Origin of the sequence: Pseudomonas fluorescens (genome assembly GCF_900636825.1) — a bacterium.
GTDB classification, from domain to species: Bacteria; Pseudomonadota; Gammaproteobacteria; order Pseudomonadales; family Pseudomonadaceae; genus Aquipseudomonas; species Aquipseudomonas fluorescens_BG.
Genome location: NZ_LR134318.1, coordinates 1,401,535 through 1,421,387 on the forward strand (window position 1 = coordinate 1,401,535; position 19,853 = coordinate 1,421,387).

The following is a 19,853-nucleotide window of genomic DNA, read 5'->3' on the forward strand; positions in this document are numbered from 1 at the left end:
GACAACGGTGGGCCGTTTTGCCCACTGTGTTGTCTATCTCTCTGCCACCGCTTTTCCATTGGCCATGTATGGTCGTTAGGGAGAACTCCGTTCTTATGATCCGCCGTTCGTTGCCTGCCGTATTCGCCTTGATCTTCGCTGCGCCGTTGTTGGCAGCGCCTGCCGGTCAGCAGACCCTGTTCAACTTCGTTCGCCCCGCCGATGTGGTCAAAGTGGTGACCGAAAACGCTGATCTGCCGCAAGCCAACGCCGAGCAGACCGCAGAAGGCGAAGTGTTGCGCCGGGTGACGTTCAATCCGGTGGCTCGGCCGACCCTGCGCTTGACGCCGCAGAGCGGTGCCTGGGACTGGTCGCAGTCCTCGATGATGACCCTGCGTTTGCAAAGTGCAATGAACTGGGCTGTCACTGTTTATGTGCAAATCCAGAGTAACGATGGCCGCACGCTGACCAGTCGCGTCGATCTCCCGGCCGGGCCCGCCCAGACGTTGCTGGTGCCGCTGGTGGCATCGACGCCTTTGAGTCAGGGCATGAAGGCCGGCCCGCCGATGCCGATGACTGTCGAGGGTCAGCGGATCCTGCTCGCCAGCAGTAGCGGTGAAGTCGATCGCAGCCAAGTGGTGTCGGTGAGCCTGTCGATGGATCAGCCGAAAGTCGCGCAAAGCTTGCTGCTCGAGCGTTTCGGCGTGCAGGAAGGCGATGCGGTTACCCATGCGGTATACGGCAATCTGGTCGATGCGTACGGGCAATCGACCCGCAGCAAATGGCCGGAAAAAGTCGCCAGCGATGAGCAACTCAAATCCGCAGCAGTCAAAGAACAGCAACAGTTGAACAGCTGGCTGGCCGAGCGGCAGAAGTCCTCGCTGGACAAGTTCGGTGGCTGGAACGAAGGCCCGGTGTTCAAGGCCAGCGGTTTCTTCCGCACCGAAAAGCGTGACGGCCGCTGGTTCCTGGTCACGCCGCAAGGGCATCCGTTTTATTCGCTGGGCGTGAACACGGTCAGCGCAGACGTCAGCCGGACTTATGTGGCCGGCCGCGAATACATGTTCGAATCCTTGCCCAAGCCTGAGGAGCCGTTGGCCATTCACTTCGGCGAAGGCGACAACCGTGGCGGCAACGGCGCCGATCAGGGGCGCGGCTACGGCAACGGGCGCTGGTATGACTTCTACGCTGCCAACCTGCAGCGTTTGTATGGCGAACCGTGCAAAGCCCACAGCCAAGGCAAATCCGGGGTCGCTGAGGCGGCGAAAAGCGAAGCCGCACAGACCGCCGCATTGGAAACCGCAGAACCTGCCACCGTGCCAGCCGAGCCAAAAGCCGGGGTTGCCGAAGCCGCCAAGACCGACGCGGAGCAAGTGACCCGCGAACAAATCAGCGTGCCGTGCAAAGCGACCATCGACGAACCGCGATGGGCCAGCCATACCCTGGATCGTCTGCAAGCCTGGGGTTTCAACACGGTCGGCAATTGGAGTGCACCGTCGCTGGCTGATGCCGAGCGCGTGCCCTATACCTTGCCGCTGTCGATTGTCGGCGATTACACCAGCATCAGCACCGGCAGCGACTGGTGGGGCGGCATGCCCGATCCGTTTGATCCACGTTTCGCCATGGCCACCGAACGTGCCGTGGCCATCGCCGCCCGCGATCACCGCGATGATCCGTGGCTGATCGGCTATTACGCCGACAACGAACTGGCCTGGGCCGGACCTGGCGACGATCCGCAGTCACGTTACGCCTTGGCGCTCGGCACGTTGAAGATGACCACCGATGTGCCGGCCAAGCGCGCATTTCTCAAGCAGCTGCGTGACAAGTACCGCAATCAGGCCGGACTCTCGAAAGCCTGGGGCATCGATCTGCCGGCATGGGAGCTGATGGAGGATCCGGGATTCGTGCCGCCGCTGCCGAATCCTGAACATCCGGAAATCGAAGCTGACTTCAGATACTTCCAGAAAGTCTTCGCCGATACCTACTTCAAGACCATCTCCGACTCGTTGAAATGGCACGCCCCCAACCAAATGTTGCTGGGCGGCCGTTTCGCCGTCAGTACGCCTGAAGCCGTGGCGTCCTGTGCGCAGTATTGCGACGTGCTGAGCTTCAACATGTACACGCTCAAGCCGCAGGACGGCTACGACTTCGCGACGCTGGGCGCGTTGGACAAACCGGTGCTGATCACCGAATTCAACTTCGGCTCGGCCGATCGCGGCCCGTTCTGGGGCGGGGTGACGCAGCTGGCCAGGGAAGAAGATCGCGGCCCGGCCTACGCCAACTTCCTCAAACAGGCGCTGAGCGAGCCATCGATTGTCGGCGTGCACTGGTTCCAGTATCTGGATCAACCGGTGAGCGGTCGTCTGCTCGATGGCGAGAATGGTCATTTCGGCCTGGTCGGGGTCACGGATCTGCCGTATCAAGGCTTCGTCGAAACCGTGCGCAAGAGCAATTTGCAGGCGATTGAGCAGTTGGGCGCGGAGGCGCAGAAAGCCCCCGAGCATGAAGCGCAGGGTGGCCGCAAAGGTGACGCAGGCAAAGCGGCGGGGGCAGGGCATGCGGGTGGGCATTCGGGGAATGGTCATTAAGGCGTGACGCCCTCAAAGATCGCAGCCTTCGGACGATCTTTTGATTTGGCTTTTAACCGTCTGGCCCGCGCCTGTTCCCAAATCCCTCAAGGGCTGGAACAATGCGGGCCACTTTGTAGAGCGTTTTTGCGGGGGAGTTGCGGGTGCAGATTCAGGGACATTACGAGCTTCAATTCGAAGCGGTGCGCGAAGCTTTCGCTGCACTGTTCGACGATCCCCAGGAACGCGGCGCAGCCCTGTGCATCAAGGTCGGTGGAGAAACCGTCGTCGATCTCTGGTCCGGTACCGCCGACAAGGATGGCGCCGAGGCCTGGCACAGCGACACCATCGCCAATCTGTTTTCCTGCACCAAAACCTTCACTGCGGTCACCGCACTCCAGTTGGTCGCCGAAGGCAAGCTGCAACTGGACGCCCCGGTGGCTCGCTACTGGCCGGAGTTCGCTGCAGCTGGCAAAGAATCCGTAACCCTGCGCCAATTGCTCTGCCATCAGGCCGGTCTGCCGGCTCTGCGCGAATTGCTCGGCCCCGAAGCCCTCTACGACTGGCAAACCATGGTCGATGCCCTCGCCGCCGAGGCCCCGTGGTGGACGCCGGGCACCGGTCACGGTTACGCCGCGATCACCTACGGCTGGCTGGTGGGCGAGTTGCTGCGGCGCGCCGATGGACGCGGTCCCGGCGAATCCATCGTCGCCCGCGTCGCCAAACCGCTGGGGCTGGATTTCCATGTAGGCCTGGCCGATGAAGAATTTCATCGCGTGGCGCATATCGCCCGTGGCAAAGGCAATCCTGGCGATGCCGCCGCTCAGCGCCTGCTGCAAGTGACGATGCGCGAGCCGACGGCCATGAGCACCCGCGCTTTCACCAATCCGCCTTCGGTCCTCACCAGCACCAATAAGCCGGAATGGCGCCGTATGCAGCAACCCGCGGCCAACGGACACGGCAATGCGCGCAGCCTCGCCGGGTTCTATGCCGGGCTTCTCGACGGCAGCCTGCTCGAAAGCGATATGCTGCAAGAGCTGACCCGCGAACACAGCCTCGGTGAAGACAAGACCTTGCTCACGCGCACCCGTTTCGGCCTCGGCTGCATGCTCGATCAACCAAACGTGCCCAATGCCACTTATGGCCTGGGCCCGCGAGCATTCGGCCATCCGGGCGCGGGCGGCTCCATCGGCTTCGCGGATCCAGAGCATGATGTGGCCTTCGGGTTCGTGACAAATACCTTGGGGCCTTATGTTTTGATGGATCCGCGTGCGCAGAAGCTCGCGCGGGTGCTTGCCACTTGTCTGTAAAGTTTCACCTGAGGCTCCAGGGTCGGAACCTCGCTGGCTTTTTAGTTTCAAAGCGACTGTTTATCCGGGCGAAAGTGCTCTGATTTTTCATTACTTTATTTTGTGGATTTTCAATGTCATCTAAAAAGACCCTCGCCCTGGCCCTGTGTGTAGCGATCACCGGTTGCGCACAGACCCCGAAAAACGAAGCGGACGGCGGCAGTTGGTGGCCGTTCGGTTCTTCCGACAAAGTAGCCGCCAAAGAGCCAGCTCCCGCGCCTTCGAAACCCGTCGCCACTGCCCCTGTGACAAAAGCCGAGAGCAGTAATCCATGGTACTGGCCGTTCGGTTCCAGCGATGAAGCGGTCAAGGCCGATTTGAAAGCAGAAGTGCAGCCTGAAGCCAAACCGGCGGCGGTGGCCAAGGCTGACGCTGAGTCCGGCGGTAAATGGTGGTGGCCGTTCGGCGGCAAGGATCAGCCGACCGCCAAAGCCGTGCCGATGCCCGATCCGAAAGTGACCCAGGCCTGGCTCGACGACTACGAGCCGCGTCTGCGTGAAGCGGTCAAGGACAGCAATCTGCAACTTGAGCGCCGTGAAAACGTGCTGGTCGTCACCGCGCCGGTGGAAGGCTCGTTCAACCCGGATCGTCCGGCGATGTTGCTGCCTGTGACACTCGGCCCGTTCACCCGCGTGGCGAAAATTCTCGAAGCCGATCCGAAAACCGCTGTGCTGGTTCTTGGCCACAGCGACACCAGCGGTTCCGCACCGGCCAACATCAAACTGAGCCAGGAACGTGCGCAGTCCATCGCGGCGATTTTCCGCCTCAGTGGCTTGCAGCGTGATCGCCTGATGCTGCGTGGCATGGGTTCCGAAGCACCGCGTGCGGCCAACGACAGCGTTGAAGGCCGTGCGCTTAACCGTCGCGTTGAACTGCTGGTGACCCCGCAGAACACCATGGTTGCGCTGTTGAGCAAATACAACATGCCGGCGCCTAAGCCAGTCACACTGGTTGCTGCGCAGGACGTCAAGCCAGTGGCCAAGCCGGCGACTCCGGCGCCTGTGGTGAAAAAAGCCGCTGCGCCGGCGGCGAAGAAGGCTCCTGCCAAGAAGGCCGCTGCCAAGGCTCCAGCGAAAAAGACCCCGGCGAAAACTCCGGCTAAAAAGACTGCGCCTGCCAAGGCCGCTGCGACCGACAAGAAGGTCGCCGCGACTGACGCGACCAAGAAGTGATCCGCTAACGAAAAGGAATGCGCCATGACCCAGGCTCTGGCCGATATGCGTCGCGACTACACCCGTGACGGTTTGACTGAGGCGCAAGCCCCGGCCGAGCCGTTTGCGCTGTTTCACCAGTGGTTCGCCGATGCGGTTAAAACCGAGCAGGCGCCGGTGGAAGCCAACGCCATGACCCTGGCCACGGTCGATGCACAGGGACGTCCGCATTGTCGCATTTTGCTGCTCAAGGGCCTGGACGCGCAGGGCTTTACCTTTTTCACCAACTACGACAGCGCCAAGGGCCAGCAGCTGCTGGCCAATCCGTTTGCCGCCATGACTTTCTTCTGGCCGACCCTGGAGCGCCAGGTGCGCATCGAAGGGCGGGTGGTGAAAGTTACGCCGCAAGAGTCCGATGCCTATTATCAGGTGCGCCCGCTGGGCAGTCGCCTCGGTGCTTGGGCATCGCCGCAAAGCCGGGTCATCAACGGTCGCGGCGAACTGGAAGATTTGCTCAAAGCCACTGAGCGACGCTTCAGCGACACCCAGCCGCACTGCCCGGAACATTGGGGCGGTTACCGCCTGCTGCCCGAGCGCATCGAGTTCTGGCAGGGCCGTTCGAGCCGCCTGCATGATCGCCTCAACTACCGCGCACAGAGCGCCGCCTGGATTCTTGAACGTCTGGCACCCTGAGCAGTCTACCGAGCGGATAGAGTGTGATCGCGCAGGATCAATGATTTGGCGCTACCGTGAGTGGACGCTGGCAGGCATCTGTACCCAGCCTGAATGGAAGCCGATTTTATCCGGCTGGTGCCGTGACAGGCGCCGAGCCACGGAGTTTAATGAACACATGTTCTTTTGGAGTTGATGCTATGCGTAAGTCTGTTCTGCTGGTTGCTTCCTTTTCCACGATGGCGATGTTGCTGACCGGCTGCCAATCAAGCCTCACCGGCGACTCCTACTCCCGTGACGAAGCGCGTCGTGTGCAGACGATTCGCATGGGCACCATCGAATCCCTGCGACCGGTAAAAATCGAAGGCACAAAAACCCCGATTGGCGGCGCAGCAGGCGCAGTGGTCGGCGGCGTCGGCGGTAGCGCCATCGGCGGCGGCAAGGGCAGTATCGTTGCTGCCGTTATCGGCGCAGTGGCCGGCGGCCTGCTGGGCTCGGCCACCGAAGAAGGCCTGACCCGGACTCAAGGTGTGGAAATCACCGTGCGTGAAGACGACGGCAGCATGCGTGCCTACGTCCAGCAAGTGCAGGAGAATGAAGTATTCCGCGTTGGCGAGCGGGTGCGGATTTCGACTGTTGGCGGGACCAGCCGCGTTTCGCACTAAGCGGGATTTCAGGTAAAGAAAAACCCCGATCAGGTGACTGGTCGGGGTTTTTCTTTGCTTGAGTTGCTCATTCAGTATGTGGCGCCGGTGGATCTATCTGCTCACCAGTTCTGTGGTCGTAAGAGCCTAAATGGCTACCATCGCTTGCGCGGTAGGCTTCAAGCTCGCCATGTAAATAGTCCCATTTCGGCCAGTTCCGTGGCCGTCATGTAGCGATAAGTGATGTGATGCCCATCGCCTTGCGGCGGGTTTGGCACCCGCGGAATGTCCTTTTTGCCAGCCACTGATCGTCCTTTCGTACATCCATCGACCGCCCTCCGCAAAGGGCAGCGCAACGTTAACGAGACAGAGAAATTGTGGCTGTAGGACGCGTCTCTAAAGACGGGGGATAGATCGCTGAGTAACTCAGCAAAAGGCATCTGTGGCGAGGGAGCTGACTTCCGCTGGACTGCGCGGCAAGCGCATCATCCAGAGGCGCTGCGCCCCTCAGCGGGAGCGAGCTCCCTCGCCACAGTTATGTTAGGTATTCAGCGATCCGGCGCTGTTGCGCCGACTCGCCCCCGCCGTCACCGCGTAACCAATCAATGCCGCGAGAATCGACCCGGTCAAAATGCCCATGCGATCCATGCCGGCGTAATCACTCACGCCCGGTTCGAAGGCCAGCGAGCCGACGAACAGGCTCATGGTGAAGCCGATGCCGCAGAGTATCGCGACGCCGAGGACCTGGCCCCAGTTGGCGCCTTGGGGCAGGGCGGCGATGCCGATCTTGACCGCCAGCCAGGTCAGGCCGAACACGCCGATGGTCTTGCCCAGCAGCAGGCCGATAGCGATGCCCATCGGTACGTCGTGGGTGAAGCTTTCGACGGTAACGCCGCTCAGCGACAGTCCGGCATTGGCGAAGGCGAACAGCGGCAGGATGCCGTAGGCGACCCATGGGTGCAGCGCATGCTCAAGGGTCAGCAGCGGCGACGGTTCAGCGTTTTTCGTGCGCAGCGGGATGCAGAAGGCCAGAGTCACGCCGGCCAGCGTCGCGTGGACGCCGCTTTTCAGCACGCAGACCCACAGGATCAAGCCGATGATCATGTATGGCCCGAGTTTGACCACGCCAAGCCGGTTCATCGCCACCAATGCCGCGATACACGCCGCCGCGAGGCCCAGCGACAGGGTCGAAAGCTCGCCCGAGTAGAAGATCGCGATGATCACAATGGCGCCGAGGTCATCGATGATCGCCAGGGTCATCAGGAACAGCTTCAGCGACACCGGTACGCGCTTGCCGAGCAAGGCGAGAACGCCAAGGGCGAAAGCAATGTCAGTGGCGGTCGGGATGGCCCAGCCGCTCAGGGCGGCGGGGTTGTCGCGGTTGAGGAACCAGTAGATCAGCGCAGGCACCAGCATGCCGCCGATTGCCGCTGCACCGGGCAGGACGATTTGCGAAGGTTTCGATAGCTGGCCGTCGAGCACTTCACGCTTCACTTCCAGCCCGATGAGCAGGAAGAACATCGCCATCAGACCGTCGTTGATCCACAGCAATAGCGGTTTGGCGATTTTCAACGCGCCGATCTGCGCCACCACCGGGGTGTCGAGCAAACCGGTGTAGAGCCACGACAGCGGCGAGTTGTTGATGATCAGTGCGAGGATGGCTGCAGCGATCAATAACAGACCGCTGGCAGCTTCCAACTGAAAGAAACGCGTGAAAGTGCTACGCAGAGGCAAGGTCGCTCTCCATCGAAACTGAAAAAAGGTGGGATACCCTAACCCGTACCGTTAGTTGTTAAAACAAAAGTTATATTCTTTTTTGTTATATGTCGTTACAAGGTGCCCTGCTCAAGCCACGCTGAGCCTAGCAGTTGTCTGACACATTGAGACTCAGCTGTATCTTTGCCGTCTGCAGGATTTTTCCTAAGCTGACGGGAGACCATTTTCAGGAGACCGATCTCCTGCCTGATTCAACGAGAACCGAGACCATGAGCGACAACCGCCAGTGGGCCCGCGAAGCCATCCGTATCATTGAAGCGGATTTTCAGCGCAGCGCCGACACCCACCTGATCCCTTTGCCGCTGCCTGGTTTTGCCGGCATCGAGTTGTATTTCAAGGACGAGTCCAGCCATCCCACCGGCAGCCTCAAACATCGCCTGGCCCGCTCGCTGTTTCTATACGCGCTGTGTAACGGCTGGCTGAAGCCCGGCGCACCGGTGATCGAAGCATCGAGCGGTTCGACGGCGATTTCCGAAGCCTATTTTGCGCGCATGCTTGGTTTACCGTTCATTGCGGTGATGCCATCGACCACTTCGAAAGAGAAGATCGCGCAGATCGCCTTCTATGGTGGACAGAGTCATCTGGTAACGGATCCGACGCAAATCTACGCCGAGTCCGAACGGCTGGCTCGTGAGCATGGCGGCCATTTCATTGATCAGTTCACCTATGCCGAGCGCGCCACCGACTGGCGCGCGAACAACAACATCGCCGAATCGATCTTTCAGCAGATGCGCTACGAAACACATCCTGAACCGAGCTGGCTGATCTCAAGTCCCGGCACCGGCGGCACCACCGCGACCCTCGGTCGTTACGTGCGCTATCGGCAGCACGGCACCCGCGTGTTGTGCGCCGATGCCGAGCGTTCGGTGTTCTTCGATTTTTATCAGACCGGTGATGCCAACCTGCGTCTCGATTGCGGCTCGCGAATTGAGGGCATTGGCCGGCCGCGTGTCGAGGCGTCGTTTCTGCCCAAGGTGATTGATGCGATGGTCAAAGTGCCGGACGCGTTGTCGCTCGCGGCCATGCATTACCTGGCGCAGCGTCTGGGACGTCATGTTGGCGGGTCGAGCGGGACCAATCTGATTGGCGCCCTGATGGCGGCGCAACAGATGAAAGCGGCGGGGGAGTCAGGGTCGATCGTGGCGATCCTGTGCGATGGCGGCGAGCGTTATGCCGACACGTATTACGATCAGGCGTGGCTGAAAGCGCAGGGGTATGAGCTGGACTGGTTGATCGCAGCGGTGGCGGCGAGTGCCGAGCGGGGGGAAGCGCTGCCGACGTCAGTTCTTCGCGCGAATATCTGATAAAGCTAAAGATCGCAGCCTCCGGCAGCTCCTACATGGAATGCAAAACCTGTAGGAGCTGCCGAAGGCTGCGATCTTCTGATCCTGTTACGCTTCCAGGCCCAGAATGTACCGCGCCTCCGGCAGCTCCTACATGGAATGCAAAATCTGTAGGAGCTGCCGAAGGCTGCGATCTTTTGATCCTGTTACGCTTCCAGGCCCAGGATATCCCGCGCCACGGCCTCGGCAATGCGGATCCCGTCGACCCCTGCCGAGAGAATTCCGCCGGCATAACCGGCGCCTTCACCGGCCGGGAACAGGCCTTTGACGTTCATGCTCTGCAGCGATTCGTTGCGGGTGATGCGCAGCGGTGATGACGTACGGGTTTCGATCCCGGTCAGCACGGCATCGTGCAACGAATAACCGCGAATCTGCTTCTCGAACGCCGGCAGCGCTTCACGAATCGCTTCAATGGCGAAATCCGGCAGCGCCAAGGCCAGATCGCCCAGCGCGACGCCCGGTTTGTACGATGGCTCGACTTCGCCCAATTCCGTGGAAGGAATGTCGTTGATGAAGTCGCCGACCAGTTGCGCCGGGGCCTTGTAGTCGCTGCCGCCGAGAATGAAAGCGTGGGATTCCAGACGTTCCTGCAGCTCGATACCGGCGAGCGGGCCGCCCGGATAATCGACTTCGGGAGTGATGCCGACAACGATGCCGGAGTTGGCGTTGCGCTCGTTACGCGAGTACTGGCTCATGCCGTTGGTGACCACCCGGTTCGGTTCGGACGTCGCCGCGACCACGGTGCCGCCGGGGCACATGCAGAAGCTGTAGACCGAACGGCCGTTCTTGGCGTGGTGCACCAGTTTGTAATCAGCAGCGCCAAGCTTGGGATGGCCGGCGTACTTGCCGAGCCGCGCACGGTCGATCAGCGATTGCGGGTGTTCGATGCGGAAGCCCACCGAAAACGGCTTGGCTTCCATGAACACGCCACGGCTGTGCAGCATGCGGAACGTGTCGCGGGCGCTGTGGCCGAGGGCCAGAACCACGTGTTTCGAATGCAGCGTTTCGCCGCTGGCCAGTTGCACGCCGACCAGTTGCCCGTCATCGATCAACACGTCGGTGACGCGCTCCTGAAAGCGCACTTCGCCGCCCAGTTCACGGATCTGTTCGCGCATGTTTTCAACCATGCCGGTGAGGCGGAACGTACCGATGTGCGGTTTGCTGACGTAGAGAATTTCTTCCGGCGCGCCGGCCTTGACGAACTCATGCAAGACTTTGCGCCCGAGAAACTTCGGATCCTTGATCTGGCTGTATAGCTTGCCGTCGGAAAACGTGCCCGCGCCGCCTTCGCCGAACTGCACGTTCGACTCGGGGTTGAGCACGCTTTTACGCCACAGTCCCCAAGTGTCTTTGGTGCGCTGACGCACTTCGGTGCCGCGTTCGAGAACGATCGGCTTGAAGCCCATTTGCGCCAACAGCAGGCCGGCAAAGATTCCGCATGGGCCGAAACCGACGACGATCGGACGCTGGCTCAGATCGCTCGGTGCCTGGCCGACGAACTTGTAGCTGACATCCGGCGCCATGTTGACGTTGCGGTCGTCGGCGAACTTGCTCAATACCTTGGCTTCGTCGCGCACTTGGAGGTCGATGGTGTAGATGAAGCACAGTTCGGAGGACTTTTTGCGCGCATCGTAGCTGCGCTTGAACAAGGTGAAATCGAGCAGATCATCGCTGGCGATGCCCAGGCGTTGCACGATGGCCACGCGCAGGTCTTCTTCGGGATGGTCGATTGGCAGCTTGAGTTCAGTGATTCGTAACATGGCGAGGATCCGGGTTCGCGGGGCGCACAACTGCGCCAAGGCGTTTGAAGGCGGCGATTATAAGCCGCCGCGACCGGATCCGTGGGGGAAAAACGATCAGTCGTTACGCGCGCCGCCGAAATAGCCGCAGCCACGCTGCACCTGGCCGTCGATGCGCAACTCGGCGCTCATGTGCTGGACGCTGCCGGTGCTGCTGTCGACGCAACGCTGCGGCGCGACCCACAATTCGATGCGCTGATTGTTGGCTTCGCTGCTGAGATTGAAGCGGCCGTCGCCCAGTTGTTCTTCAACATAGGGCACAGCGAGCGGCGGCTGGCCTTCGCGATCGATGACCATGCCTTTGCCGCTGACTTTGACGTTCCACGCTGGGGTGTGGCCGGCTGCGCGGAGGATCAGCAGTTTGAAATTCGGATCATCGCAAGCCGTGCCGGAGCGCTCGACTCGGTATAGTTGAGTCAGGTCGAGGCGATCGCCCGAGGCCTTGCCGCGGACATCAGCGAACAGTTTGCCTTGCTCGTCGGCGAGGGTCGCGGCCTCTTGAAGAACGCTGGTGCCGCCGATGTCGTTGACTATCAGTTGGCGTTGTTCCTGGCATGGCTGGAACACCAGTTTGCCGTCGGCGGCGGTCAGTTGCCCCTGCATCCGCGTTTGCCCTGCGTGCGAAGCACTTTCTCGCGGACCATCGAACAACTGGCAAGCGGCAAACAGCGGCAGCAGGGCAACAACCACTAACGAACGGGCAACACGCATCTTCGGCTCTCCTGACAAGTGCCGCCACGTTACGCAGCCTGTCGGCCAAATGCAAAAGATCGCAGCCTGCGGCAGCTCCTACACGGCAACGCACGCATCGCGGATATTTAACGAACACAAAATATCGCAGCTCCCGCACGAGGACCCAACTCCCGTGTAGGAGCTGCCGAAGGCTGCGATCTTTTGATCTCAACCGACGTGGAACGTCTGACCGGTCTGCAAGCCCTCGACGCTTTTCGCGTAGGCCAGCGCCACGTCCGCCGCAGGCACAGGCTTGTAGCCACGGAAATACGGCGCGTAGCTGCCCATCGCTTCGAGCAGCACCGTCGGACTGATCGAGTTCACGCGCAGGCCGCGTGGCAACTCGATGGCGGCCGCACGAACAAAACTGTCGAGGGCGCCATTGACCAGCGCTGCCGACGCGCCGCTGCGGATCGGATCGTGACTGAGCACGCCCGTGGTAAAAGTGAACGAAGCGCCGTCATTGGCAAACTCGCGGCCAATCAACAGCAAATTGACCTGGCCCATCAATTTGTCTTTGAGGCCCAGGGCGAAGCTGTCTTCAGTCATCTCGCCCAGCGGCGCGAAAGTCACGTTACCGGCGGCGCAGATCAGTGCGTCGAACGTGCCGGTCTGCTCGAACAGCCGGCGAATCGAGGCGCTGTCGCTGATATCCACGTGAAAATCACCGCTGTTGCGGCCAATGCGGATGACTTCGTGGCGCTGCGACAATTCTTTGTCCACCGCCGAACCGATGGTGCCGCCAGAGCCGATCAATAGAATTTTCATCAAACTGTACCTCAGTGAATGAACGAGGTTGCAGTCTAGAGTGGTTTTTTCTGCGGATAAGCGCACTAATAGGCAACCTTTGGTTTTCATTTGGAAACAATCGACGAGCGAGATGGATGACCTGGCGGCGTTCGCCGTGCTGATCGAGGCCGGCAGTTTTACCCTCGCCGCGCAGCGACTCGGTTGCAGCAAAGGGCAATTATCCAAGCGCATCAGCCAACTTGAAGCGCAGTTTTCCGTGGTGCTGCTGCAACGTACCACGCGGCGCTTGAGCCTGACGGCAGCGGGCGCGGCGTTGTTGCCGCAAGCTCAGGCGCTGGTAGTCCAGGTGGCCAAGGCGCGTCAGGCATTGGCGCGCTTGAACGACGATATGGCCGGCTCGGTGCGTATCACCGTGCCGGTATCGCTGGGCGAAACCTTCTTCGACGGCCTCTTAATGGAATTCTCGCAGACGTATCCCGAGGTGCAGATCGAGCTCGAGCTGAACAACAGTTACCGTGATCTGTCCCGTGATGGTTTTGATCTGGGGATTCGCGCCGAAGTGGCCAACGATGATCGACTGGTCGCCAAGCCATTGCTCGCCTGGCAGGAAATGACCTGCGCCAGTCCGGCTTATCTGGAACGCTTCGGCGAGCCGCTGACACCGAGCGCGCTGGCCGAACACCGCTGCCTGCTCAACAGTCACTACAGCGGGCGCGAAGAATGGTTATACCACCAGCAACACGAATTGCTGCGAGTGCGGGTATCGGGGCCGTTTGCCAGCAATCACTACAGCCTGTTAAAAAAAGCCGCACTGTCCGGCGCCGGCATCGCTCGCTTGCCGTCATATCTGCTGCAAACGGAATTGGCGGACGGCCGATTGCGCTGGCTCCTACGCGATTTTCAGACCCGGCGCATGCCGATGTACCTGGTGCATCCGTATCAGGGCGGCTTGCCGAAACGCACGCAGGTGCTGGCGGATTATCTGATCGGCTGGTTCAAGCGCAGTGGTGAAGCGCTGGATCGCCTCTCACGCTGAATGTAGTCCTCTGTAGGAGCTGACGAGTGAAACGAGGCTACGATCTTTTGTTTTTGCGTTGAAAATCAAGATCAAAAGATCGCAGCCTTCGGCAGCTCCTACAGGAGGCTTCACTGAATTTGAATAAAAAAAACGGCCCGAAGGCCGTTTTTTTGTGCAGCAATTAAACTCAACCGCCCAGATACGCTTCGCGCACTTTCGGGTCGGTCAGCAGCGCTTCACCGGTGCCTTGCATGACCACGCGGCCGTTTTCCAGAACGTAGGCGCGGTCGGCAATTTTCAGTGCCTGATTGGCGTTCTGCTCGACCAGAAACACCGTCACGCCGTCCTTGCGCAGCTGTTCGATGATATCGAAGATCTGCTGGATGATGATCGGTGCCAGGCCCAGCGACGGCTCGTCGAGCAACAGCAATTTCGGCTTGCTCATCAGCGCACGACCGATGGCGAGCATTTGCTGTTCGCCGCCGGACATAGTGCCGCCACGCTGGTTGAAGCGCTCTTTCAGGCGTGGGAAAAGTCCGAGAACCTTGTCCATCTGTTCCTGATAGTCGCCCTTGTCGGTGAAGAATCCGCCCATCGACAGGTTTTCTTCCACGGTCAGACGGGCAAATACCCGACGACCTTCCGGCACTACGGCGATGCTCTTGCGCATGATCTGCGACGAGTCCTGGCCGACCAGTTCCTCACCCATATAGCGGATGCTGCCGCTGTGCGCCTGCGGCGAACCGCAAAGCGTCATCAGCAGCGTGGACTTGCCAGCACCGTTGGCGCCGATCAGCGTGACGATTTCGCCCTGACGGACTTCGACGTTGACGCTGTGCAGCGCCTGGATCTTGCCGTAGAAGGTGGAAACGTTTTCGAACTGCAGCATTTACGCTTCCCCCAGGTAGGCTTTGATCACTTCAGGATTGTCGCGGATCTGTTCCGGCGTACCGTCGGCCAACGGCGTGCCCTGGTTGATCACGACGATATGGTCGGAGATGCTCATGACCAGTTTCATGTCGTGTTCGATCAGCAGCACGGTGACGTTGTGCTCTTCGCGCAGCACGCCGATCAACGCCTTGAGGTCTTCGGTTTCCTTCGGGTTCAGGCCGGCGGCCGGTTCGTCGAGCATGAGGATCCGCGGGCGGGTCATCATGCAGCGAGCGATTTCCAGACGCCGCTGCTGGCCGTAGGCGAGGGTGCCAGCGGTGCGGTTGGCAAACTCTTTGAGGTTGACCTTTTCCAGCCAGTACTCGGCAAATTCCATGGCCTCGCGCTCGCTTTTGCGGAACGCCGGGGTCTTGAACAGACCGGCCAGGAAGTTGGTGTTCAAGTGACGGTGCTGGGCGATCAACAGGTTCTCGACCGCGGTCATGTCCTTGAACAGCCGCACGTTCTGGAACGTCCGCACCACGCCTTTGAGCGCAATCTTGTGTCCCGGCAGGCCCTGAATCGGTTCGCCGTCGAGCAGGATGCTGCCGCCGGTAGGCTGATAGAAACCGGTCAGGCAGTTGAACACCGTGGTCTTGCCGGCGCCGTTAGGCCCGATCAAAGCTACAACCTGTTTTTCCTTGACGGTCAGCGCCACGCCGTTCACCGCCAGCAAGCCGCCAAAGCGCATGCTCAGATTTTCGACTTTAAGAATCTCGCGGCTCATTTGCGCAACTCCATGTGTGGGCGTTGCATCGGCAGCAGACCTTGTGGACGCCAGATCATCATCAACACCATCAGCGCACCGAACATCAACATGCGGTACTCGCTGAACTCACGCATCATTTCCGGCAACAGGATCATCACCACCGCAGCCAGAATCACACCCAGTTGCGAGCCCATGCCACCCAATACGACGATGGCAAGAATGATTGCCGACTCGATGAAGGTGAACGATTCCGGAGTTACCAGACCCTGGCGTGCTGCAAAGAAGCTACCGGCGAAACCGGCGAATGCAGCGCCGAGGGTGAACGCGGACAATTTGATGATCGTCGGATTCAGGCCCAGCGCACGGCAGGCGATTTCGTCTTCACGCAGCGCTTCCCACGCACGGCCGATCGGCATGCGCAGCAAACGGTTGATGACGAACAGCGCCGCCAGCGCCAGCAACAGCGCAACCAGGTAAAGGAAGATCACCTTGTTGATCGAGTTGTATTGCAGGCCGAAATACTCGTGGAACGTCTGCAGGCCTTCGGCGGCTTTACGCTCGAAGGTCAGGCCGAAGAACGTCGGTTTTTCGATGTTGCTGATGCCGTTCGGGCCGCCGGTGATATCCGTCAGGTTACGCAGGAACAGACGGATGATCTCGCCGAAACCAAGGGTCACGATCGCCAGATAGTCGCCACGCAAACGCAACACCGGGAAGCCCAGCAGGAAGCCGAACGTCGCCGCCATCAGACCGGCAATTGGCAGGCAGATCCAAAAGCTCAGGCCGTAGTAATGCGACAGCAGCGCGTAGCTGTAGGCGCCGACGGCGTAGAAGCCGACGTAACCGAGGTCGAGCAGGCCGGCCAGACCGACGACGATGTTCAGACCGAGGCCGAGCATCACGTAGATCAGGATCAGCGTGGCGATGTCCACCGCGCCACGGGAGCCGAAGAACGGCCACACCAGCGCCAGCACGATCAACGCAATGATGAAATAGCGCTGGGTGGTCGGCAGGGTCAGGAAGTTGCTGGCCTTGGCCGGGATCAGCGGCAGGCCCGGCGAGGAGCGCCAGGCTTTGCTGATCTGCTGGTTGAACAGCACGCGCAGGAACATCAGCACCGAGCAGATCGCGATGGTCGCGAGGATGGCCGGGCTGGTGTTGTGCACTTCCAGATTGATGCCGACGATGGTCAGTTTCAGACCCAATACCGGGTAGGCCACGGCCCACACCAGCAAGGCACTGAACAGTGCCTGTTTAAGATTCCTAGTCATACTTTCTCAACCTCCGGACGGCCCAGAATGCCGGTCGGACGGAACAACAGCACCAGAACCAGCAGGCCGAACGCGACGACGTCCTTGTACTGGTCGCCGAAGATATCAGCACCGAACGCTTCCGCTACACCGAGCACCAACCCGCCGAGCATCGCGCCGGGAATGCTGCCGATGCCGCCCAGTACCGCAGCGGTGAAGGCCTTGAGGCCGACGAGGAAACCGGCGTTGGGGTTGATCACGCCGTATTGCATGCTCAGCAGCACAGCCGCAACGGCCGCCAGTGCAGCACCAATGACGAAGGTCAGGGCGATGATGTTGTTGGTGTTGATGCCGAGCAGGTTGGCCATCTTGATGTCTTCGGCGCAGGCGCGGCAGGCGCGGCCCAGGCGGGAACGGGAGATGAACAAGGTCAGGCCAAGCATGGCGATCAGGGTCACCACGAACACCACGATTTGCATGTAGGAAATCAGCACTTCTTGTGCGCCACCCGGACCGAAGGCGAGGTTGCCCGGGATCAGGTTGGGGATAGCTTTGTCCTTGGAGTCTTGCGCCAGCAGAACGGTGTTCTGCAGGAAGATCGACATACCGATGGCAGAAATCAGCGGGATCAGACGGTTGCTGCCGCGCAGGGGGCGGTAGGCGATCCGTTCGATGCTGTAACCGTAGGAGCTGGTGACGACGATGCTGGCGATGAACGCCGCGGTCATCAACAGCGGGACACTGTCGAGTCCCATCATGGTCAGCCCGGCGATAGCGATGAACGCCACGTAGGAACCGATCATGTACACCTCGCCGTGGGCGAAGTTGATCATTCCAATGATGCCGTAAACCATCGTGTAGCCGATGGCGATCAAGGCATACATGCTGCCAACGTTGAGGCCGTTAACCAGCTGTTGGAAGAAGTGATAGAGGTCAGGCATTACAGCGCTCCTAAAAACCTGATACGCATTTCACTGGTGGAGTCATTTTCCCGCCCGGCCCCGTGGATCTCTATCCACTTCGAATCCGGGTTTTGCCAGCGAACCGCTGATGACGGTTTTGAGATTTTCAGGTGGGGAGACTGGCGGATCACGCCAGCGCGGCCCATAAATTCGCAAAACAAAGCCCACGGCACGCCGTGGGCTTTATTGGCAGTCAGTCAGGCAAGGCCTTACTGAGGCGAAACTTCGGTTTTAGGTTTGCCGTTGTGCCACTCGTAAACCACGAATTTGAAGTCTTTCAGGTCGCCCTTGTCGTCGAAGCTCAAGTCGCCGGTCGGGGTCTTGAAAGTACCGGCGTGGATGGCTTCAGCCACTTTGGTCGCGTCTTCGGACTTGGCAGCCTTGATGCCTTCGGCAATCACGGTCACCGCGGAGTAGGACGGGAACACGAACGGGCCGCTCGGATCTTCCTTCTTCGCTTTGAACGCGTCAGCCAGAGCAACGTTGGCCGGATCCTGGTCGAAGGACTTCGGCAGGGTCACCAGCAGGCCTTCGGACGCATCCTTGGCAATCTGGGTGATCGAGTCGTTACCCACGCCTTCCGGACCCATGAACTTGGCTTTCAGGCCTTTTTCCTGTGCTTGACGCAGGATCAGGCCCAGCTCCGGGTGGTAGCCGCCGTAGTAGACGAAGTCGACGTTGGCTTGCTTGAGCTTGGCAATGATCGCGGAGAAATCCTTGTCGCCAGCATTGACGCCTTCGAAGACGGCAACCTTGGTGCCTTTCTTCTCGAGGGTCGATTTGACGGCGGTGGCGATGCCTTCACCGTACTGCTGTTTGTCGTGCAGCACACCAACCACTTTCGGTTTGACGTGATCAGCGATGTAGTTACCGGCGGCAGGGCCCTGGGCGCTGTCCAGACCGATGGTACGGAAGATCATTTTGTAGCCACGGGCGGTGATGTCCGGGCTGGTGGCAGCCGGGGTGATCATGATCACGCCTTCGTCTTCGTAGATGTCCGAAGCTGGCTGAGTGGAGCTGGAGCACAGGTGACCGACGACGAACTTGACGCCGTCGTTGACGACCTTGTTCGCTACCGCTACCGCTTGTTTCGGATCGCAGGCATCGTCGTATTCAACGGCTTGCAGTTGCTTGCCGTCGACGCCGCCCTTGGCGTTGATTTGCTCGATGGCCATTTTCGCGCCACTGAACTGCATGTCGCCGTACTGGGCTACTGGACCGGTTTTAGGGCCGGCGATACCGATTTTGATGGTGTCAGCTGCGAACGAATGGCTGGCAACCCCGGCCAGAACCATAGCGGCAAACAGTTTGGAAATCTGCTTAGTAGCCTTAGTCATAGTGCTCCACTCTTACTGTTGTATTTTTTAGAGTTCTGGCGCCGCAGCAGCAGAACCGGGTCAGATATCTTCGCGATACCCTCCGGAAATGCCCCCGGCAACTGTACCGGTACAGTGTAGAGCGCCGCTTGATCAACTGGGAAGCGGGCGCCACGGGGCAAAACTTGGGGGTGTCGCATTTTTGAATGAAAGAGACAGAATTGCGGCGGGGCAATCGGGGGCATATATCCCAAAGGGCAGCTTTCCTTGGCATTCCTGCTCTTTTCGTTCGGTGAAGCGATTTGCAACCGGGTTTTTCTGACGGACCACCAACGTTATTATTCGCGTCGATTTCTTTTCCGGACAGTTCCCATGAATCAAGAACCTAGCACCCTCTATGCCAAGCTGCTTGGTGAAACCGCATCTATCACCTGGAAAGAGCTCGAGCCGTTCTTTGCCAAGGGTGCCCTATTGTGGGTCGACCCTACGCTGGATCTGATCGCCGCCGCCGAGGCCGTGGCATCGGATGATGGCGATAAAGTGGCCGCCTGGCTGGCTGAAGATAAGGTCGCCAAGCTGTCTGAAACGCGGGCGCTGGATATTTTCGAACGCGATCCGGCATTGTGGGCCGTGGTGGTTTCGCCGTGGATTCTGATCCAGGAAAGGGCGGCGACTTCGAGCGATGCACCTTGATGGTGCGGTGAGCGGTTCGTGAAAGTGTGTAGCGGAGTAGCGTGATGGCACCTTGCCGTGGAGAAACACCACGCATCACGGTGACGTAAACGTAACGGGAACAGTTTAATGAGCAGCCTGATGGCTGCTCAATTGTTTCCGGATATTGGCAAAGCAAAAGATCGCAGCCTTCGGCAGCTCCTACAGGAGTGCGGGTTTCACTGTAGGAGCTGC

General features: G+C 59.9%; 17 protein-coding genes and 1 pseudogene. 8 read left to right on the forward strand and 10 right to left on the reverse strand.

Annotated elements, in window-relative coordinates; genetic code table 11:
- Nucleotides 1-95: 95 nt before the first annotated feature.
- From EL257_RS06385 to EL257_RS06405, 5 genes are all read left to right on the forward strand, one after another.
- A complete protein-coding gene (locus tag EL257_RS06385) occupies nt 96-2,567 on the forward strand; it encodes a beta-galactosidase (RefSeq protein WP_126360820.1) in 2,472 nt (823 codons plus the stop codon).
- Nucleotides 2,568-2,710: 143 nt separating this feature from the next.
- Entirely contained in the window at nt 2,711-3,856 is a 1,146-nt protein-coding gene (locus EL257_RS06390) for a serine hydrolase domain-containing protein (protein WP_126360822.1), read from the forward strand.
- A 113-nt stretch (nt 3,857-3,969) separates the two neighbouring features.
- A complete protein-coding gene (locus tag EL257_RS06395) occupies nt 3,970-5,067 on the forward strand; it encodes an OmpA family protein (RefSeq protein WP_126360824.1) in 1,098 nt (365 codons plus the stop codon).
- Between the two features lie 24 nt (nt 5,068-5,091).
- Nucleotides 5,092-5,739, forward strand: coding sequence for a pyridoxamine 5'-phosphate oxidase (pdxH, locus tag EL257_RS06400; protein WP_126360826.1), 648 nt, complete (start codon nt 5,092-5,094; stop codon nt 5,737-5,739).
- Between the two features lie 179 nt (nt 5,740-5,918).
- On the forward strand, nt 5,919-6,383 hold the full coding sequence (locus tag EL257_RS06405; protein ID WP_016771369.1) for a glycine zipper 2TM domain-containing protein: 465 nt from the start codon (nt 5,919-5,921) through the stop codon (nt 6,381-6,383).
- A 67-nt stretch (nt 6,384-6,450) separates the two neighbouring features.
- Here the strand turns inward: EL257_RS06405 and EL257_RS27890 are convergent.
- Together EL257_RS27890 and nhaA are read right to left on the reverse strand one after the other, a co-directional pair.
- Nucleotides 6,451-6,519 (reverse strand): annotated as a pseudogene (locus EL257_RS27890) (hypothetical protein); the annotation flags it as partial.
- Between the two features lie 383 nt (nt 6,520-6,902).
- Nucleotides 6,903-8,096, reverse strand: a complete 1,194-nt coding sequence (nhaA, locus tag EL257_RS06415; protein ID WP_126360828.1) for a Na+/H+ antiporter NhaA — start codon at nt 8,094-8,096, stop codon at nt 6,903-6,905.
- Nucleotides 8,097-8,347: 251 nt separating this feature from the next.
- Here nhaA and EL257_RS06420 point away from each other — a divergent pair, with 251 nt between their 5' ends.
- Nucleotides 8,348-9,442: a PLP-dependent cysteine synthase family protein gene (locus tag EL257_RS06420; protein ID WP_126360830.1), complete on the forward strand. Its 1,095-nt coding sequence runs from the start codon at nt 8,348-8,350 to the stop codon at nt 9,440-9,442.
- A gap of 185 nt (nt 9,443-9,627) precedes the next feature.
- Here the strand turns inward: EL257_RS06420 and EL257_RS06425 are convergent, their stop codons facing one another.
- From EL257_RS06425 to EL257_RS06435, 3 genes are all read right to left on the reverse strand, one after another.
- A complete protein-coding gene (locus tag EL257_RS06425; RefSeq protein ID WP_126360832.1) occupies nt 9,628-11,241 on the reverse strand; it encodes an NAD(P)/FAD-dependent oxidoreductase in 1,614 nt (537 codons plus the stop codon).
- A gap of 96 nt (nt 11,242-11,337) precedes the next feature.
- On the reverse strand, nt 11,338-11,991 hold the full coding sequence (locus tag EL257_RS06430; RefSeq protein WP_126360834.1) for a COG3650 family protein: 654 nt from the start codon (nt 11,989-11,991) through the stop codon (nt 11,338-11,340).
- 189 nt (nt 11,992-12,180) lie between these two features.
- Nucleotides 12,181-12,780 carry a short chain dehydrogenase gene (locus EL257_RS06435; RefSeq protein WP_126360836.1) on the reverse strand — a complete coding sequence of 200 codons (600 nt, stop codon included), beginning with the start codon at nt 12,778-12,780 and terminating at the stop codon, nt 12,181-12,183.
- A gap of 112 nt (nt 12,781-12,892) precedes the next feature.
- Between EL257_RS06435 and EL257_RS06440 the strand changes: the two genes are divergently transcribed.
- Nucleotides 12,893-13,798 carry a LysR family transcriptional regulator gene (locus EL257_RS06440; RefSeq protein ID WP_126360838.1) on the forward strand — a complete coding sequence of 302 codons (906 nt, stop codon included), beginning with the start codon at nt 12,893-12,895 and terminating at the stop codon, nt 13,796-13,798.
- Nucleotides 13,799-13,967: 169 nt separating this feature from the next.
- Here EL257_RS06440 and EL257_RS06445 read toward each other — a convergent pair whose 3' ends face one another.
- The 5 genes from EL257_RS06445 to EL257_RS06465 all read right to left on the reverse strand — a co-directional run bounded on the left by EL257_RS06445 (nt 13,968) and on the right by EL257_RS06465 (nt 18,968).
- Nucleotides 13,968-14,669 carry an ABC transporter ATP-binding protein gene (locus tag EL257_RS06445; protein ID WP_003222380.1) on the reverse strand — a complete coding sequence of 234 codons (702 nt, stop codon included), beginning with the start codon at nt 14,667-14,669 and terminating at the stop codon, nt 13,968-13,970.
- Complete coding sequence (gene livG / locus EL257_RS06450; RefSeq protein WP_041478028.1) at nt 14,670-15,437, reverse strand: high-affinity branched-chain amino acid ABC transporter ATP-binding protein LivG; 768 nt, start codon at nt 15,435-15,437, stop codon at nt 14,670-14,672.
- Nucleotides 15,434-16,690, reverse strand: a complete 1,257-nt coding sequence (locus tag EL257_RS06455) for a high-affinity branched-chain amino acid ABC transporter permease LivM (protein ID WP_126360840.1) — start codon at nt 16,688-16,690, stop codon at nt 15,434-15,436. Before EL257_RS06455 ends, livG begins: the two co-directional genes overlap by 4 nt.
- Nucleotides 16,687-17,610 carry a high-affinity branched-chain amino acid ABC transporter permease LivH gene (gene livH / locus EL257_RS06460; protein ID WP_090282129.1) on the reverse strand — a complete coding sequence of 308 codons (924 nt, stop codon included), beginning with the start codon at nt 17,608-17,610 and terminating at the stop codon, nt 16,687-16,689. The genes EL257_RS06455 and livH overlap by 4 nt, the downstream gene beginning before the upstream one ends.
- A 230-nt stretch (nt 17,611-17,840) precedes the next feature.
- Nucleotides 17,841-18,968: a branched-chain amino acid ABC transporter substrate-binding protein gene (locus tag EL257_RS06465; RefSeq protein ID WP_126360842.1), complete on the reverse strand. Its 1,128-nt coding sequence runs from the start codon at nt 18,966-18,968 to the stop codon at nt 17,841-17,843.
- 351 nt (nt 18,969-19,319) lie between these two features.
- Here EL257_RS06465 and EL257_RS06470 point away from each other — a divergent pair, with 351 nt between their 5' ends.
- Nucleotides 19,320-19,640 (forward strand): DUF2288 domain-containing protein, encoded by a 321-nt coding sequence (locus EL257_RS06470; RefSeq protein WP_126368014.1) that lies wholly within the window; start codon nt 19,320-19,322, stop codon nt 19,638-19,640.
- The last annotated feature ends 213 nt before the right edge of the window (nt 19,641-19,853 follow it).

Coding starts and splice junctions, on each gene's coding strand:
- EL257_RS06385 (WP_126360820.1), top strand. CDS start 96: ATGATCCGCCGTTCGTTGCCTGCCGTATTCGCCTTGATCTTCGCTGCG.
- EL257_RS06395 (WP_126360824.1), top strand. CDS start 3,970: ATGTCATCTAAAAAGACCCTCGCCCTGGCCCTGTGTGTAGCGATCACC.
- pdxH (WP_126360826.1), top strand. CDS start 5,092: ATGACCCAGGCTCTGGCCGATATGCGTCGCGACTACACCCGTGACGGT.
- EL257_RS06405 (WP_016771369.1), top strand. CDS start 5,919: ATGCGTAAGTCTGTTCTGCTGGTTGCTTCCTTTTCCACGATGGCGATG.
- EL257_RS06420 (WP_126360830.1), top strand. CDS start 8,348: ATGAGCGACAACCGCCAGTGGGCCCGCGAAGCCATCCGTATCATTGAA.
- EL257_RS06425 (WP_126360832.1), bottom strand. CDS start 11,241: ATGTTACGAATCACTGAACTCAAGCTGCCAATCGACCATCCCGAAGAA.
- EL257_RS06430 (WP_126360834.1), bottom strand. CDS start 11,991: ATGCGTGTTGCCCGTTCGTTAGTGGTTGTTGCCCTGCTGCCGCTGTTT.
- EL257_RS06435 (WP_126360836.1), bottom strand. CDS start 12,780: ATGAAAATTCTATTGATCGGCTCTGGCGGCACCATCGGTTCGGCGGTG.
- EL257_RS06440 (WP_126360838.1), top strand. CDS start 12,893: ATGGATGACCTGGCGGCGTTCGCCGTGCTGATCGAGGCCGGCAGTTTT.
- EL257_RS06445 (WP_003222380.1), bottom strand. CDS start 14,669: ATGCTGCAGTTCGAAAACGTTTCCACCTTCTACGGCAAGATCCAGGCG.
- livG (WP_041478028.1), bottom strand. CDS start 15,437: ATGAGCCGCGAGATTCTTAAAGTCGAAAATCTGAGCATGCGCTTTGGC.
- EL257_RS06455 (WP_126360840.1), bottom strand. CDS start 16,690: ATGACTAGGAATCTTAAACAGGCACTGTTCAGTGCCTTGCTGGTGTGG.
- livH (WP_090282129.1), bottom strand. CDS start 17,610: ATGCCTGACCTCTATCACTTCTTCCAACAGCTGGTTAACGGCCTCAAC.
- EL257_RS06465 (WP_126360842.1), bottom strand. CDS start 18,968: ATGACTAAGGCTACTAAGCAGATTTCCAAACTGTTTGCCGCTATGGTT.
- EL257_RS06470 (WP_126368014.1), top strand. CDS start 19,320: ATGAATCAAGAACCTAGCACCCTCTATGCCAAGCTGCTTGGTGAAACC.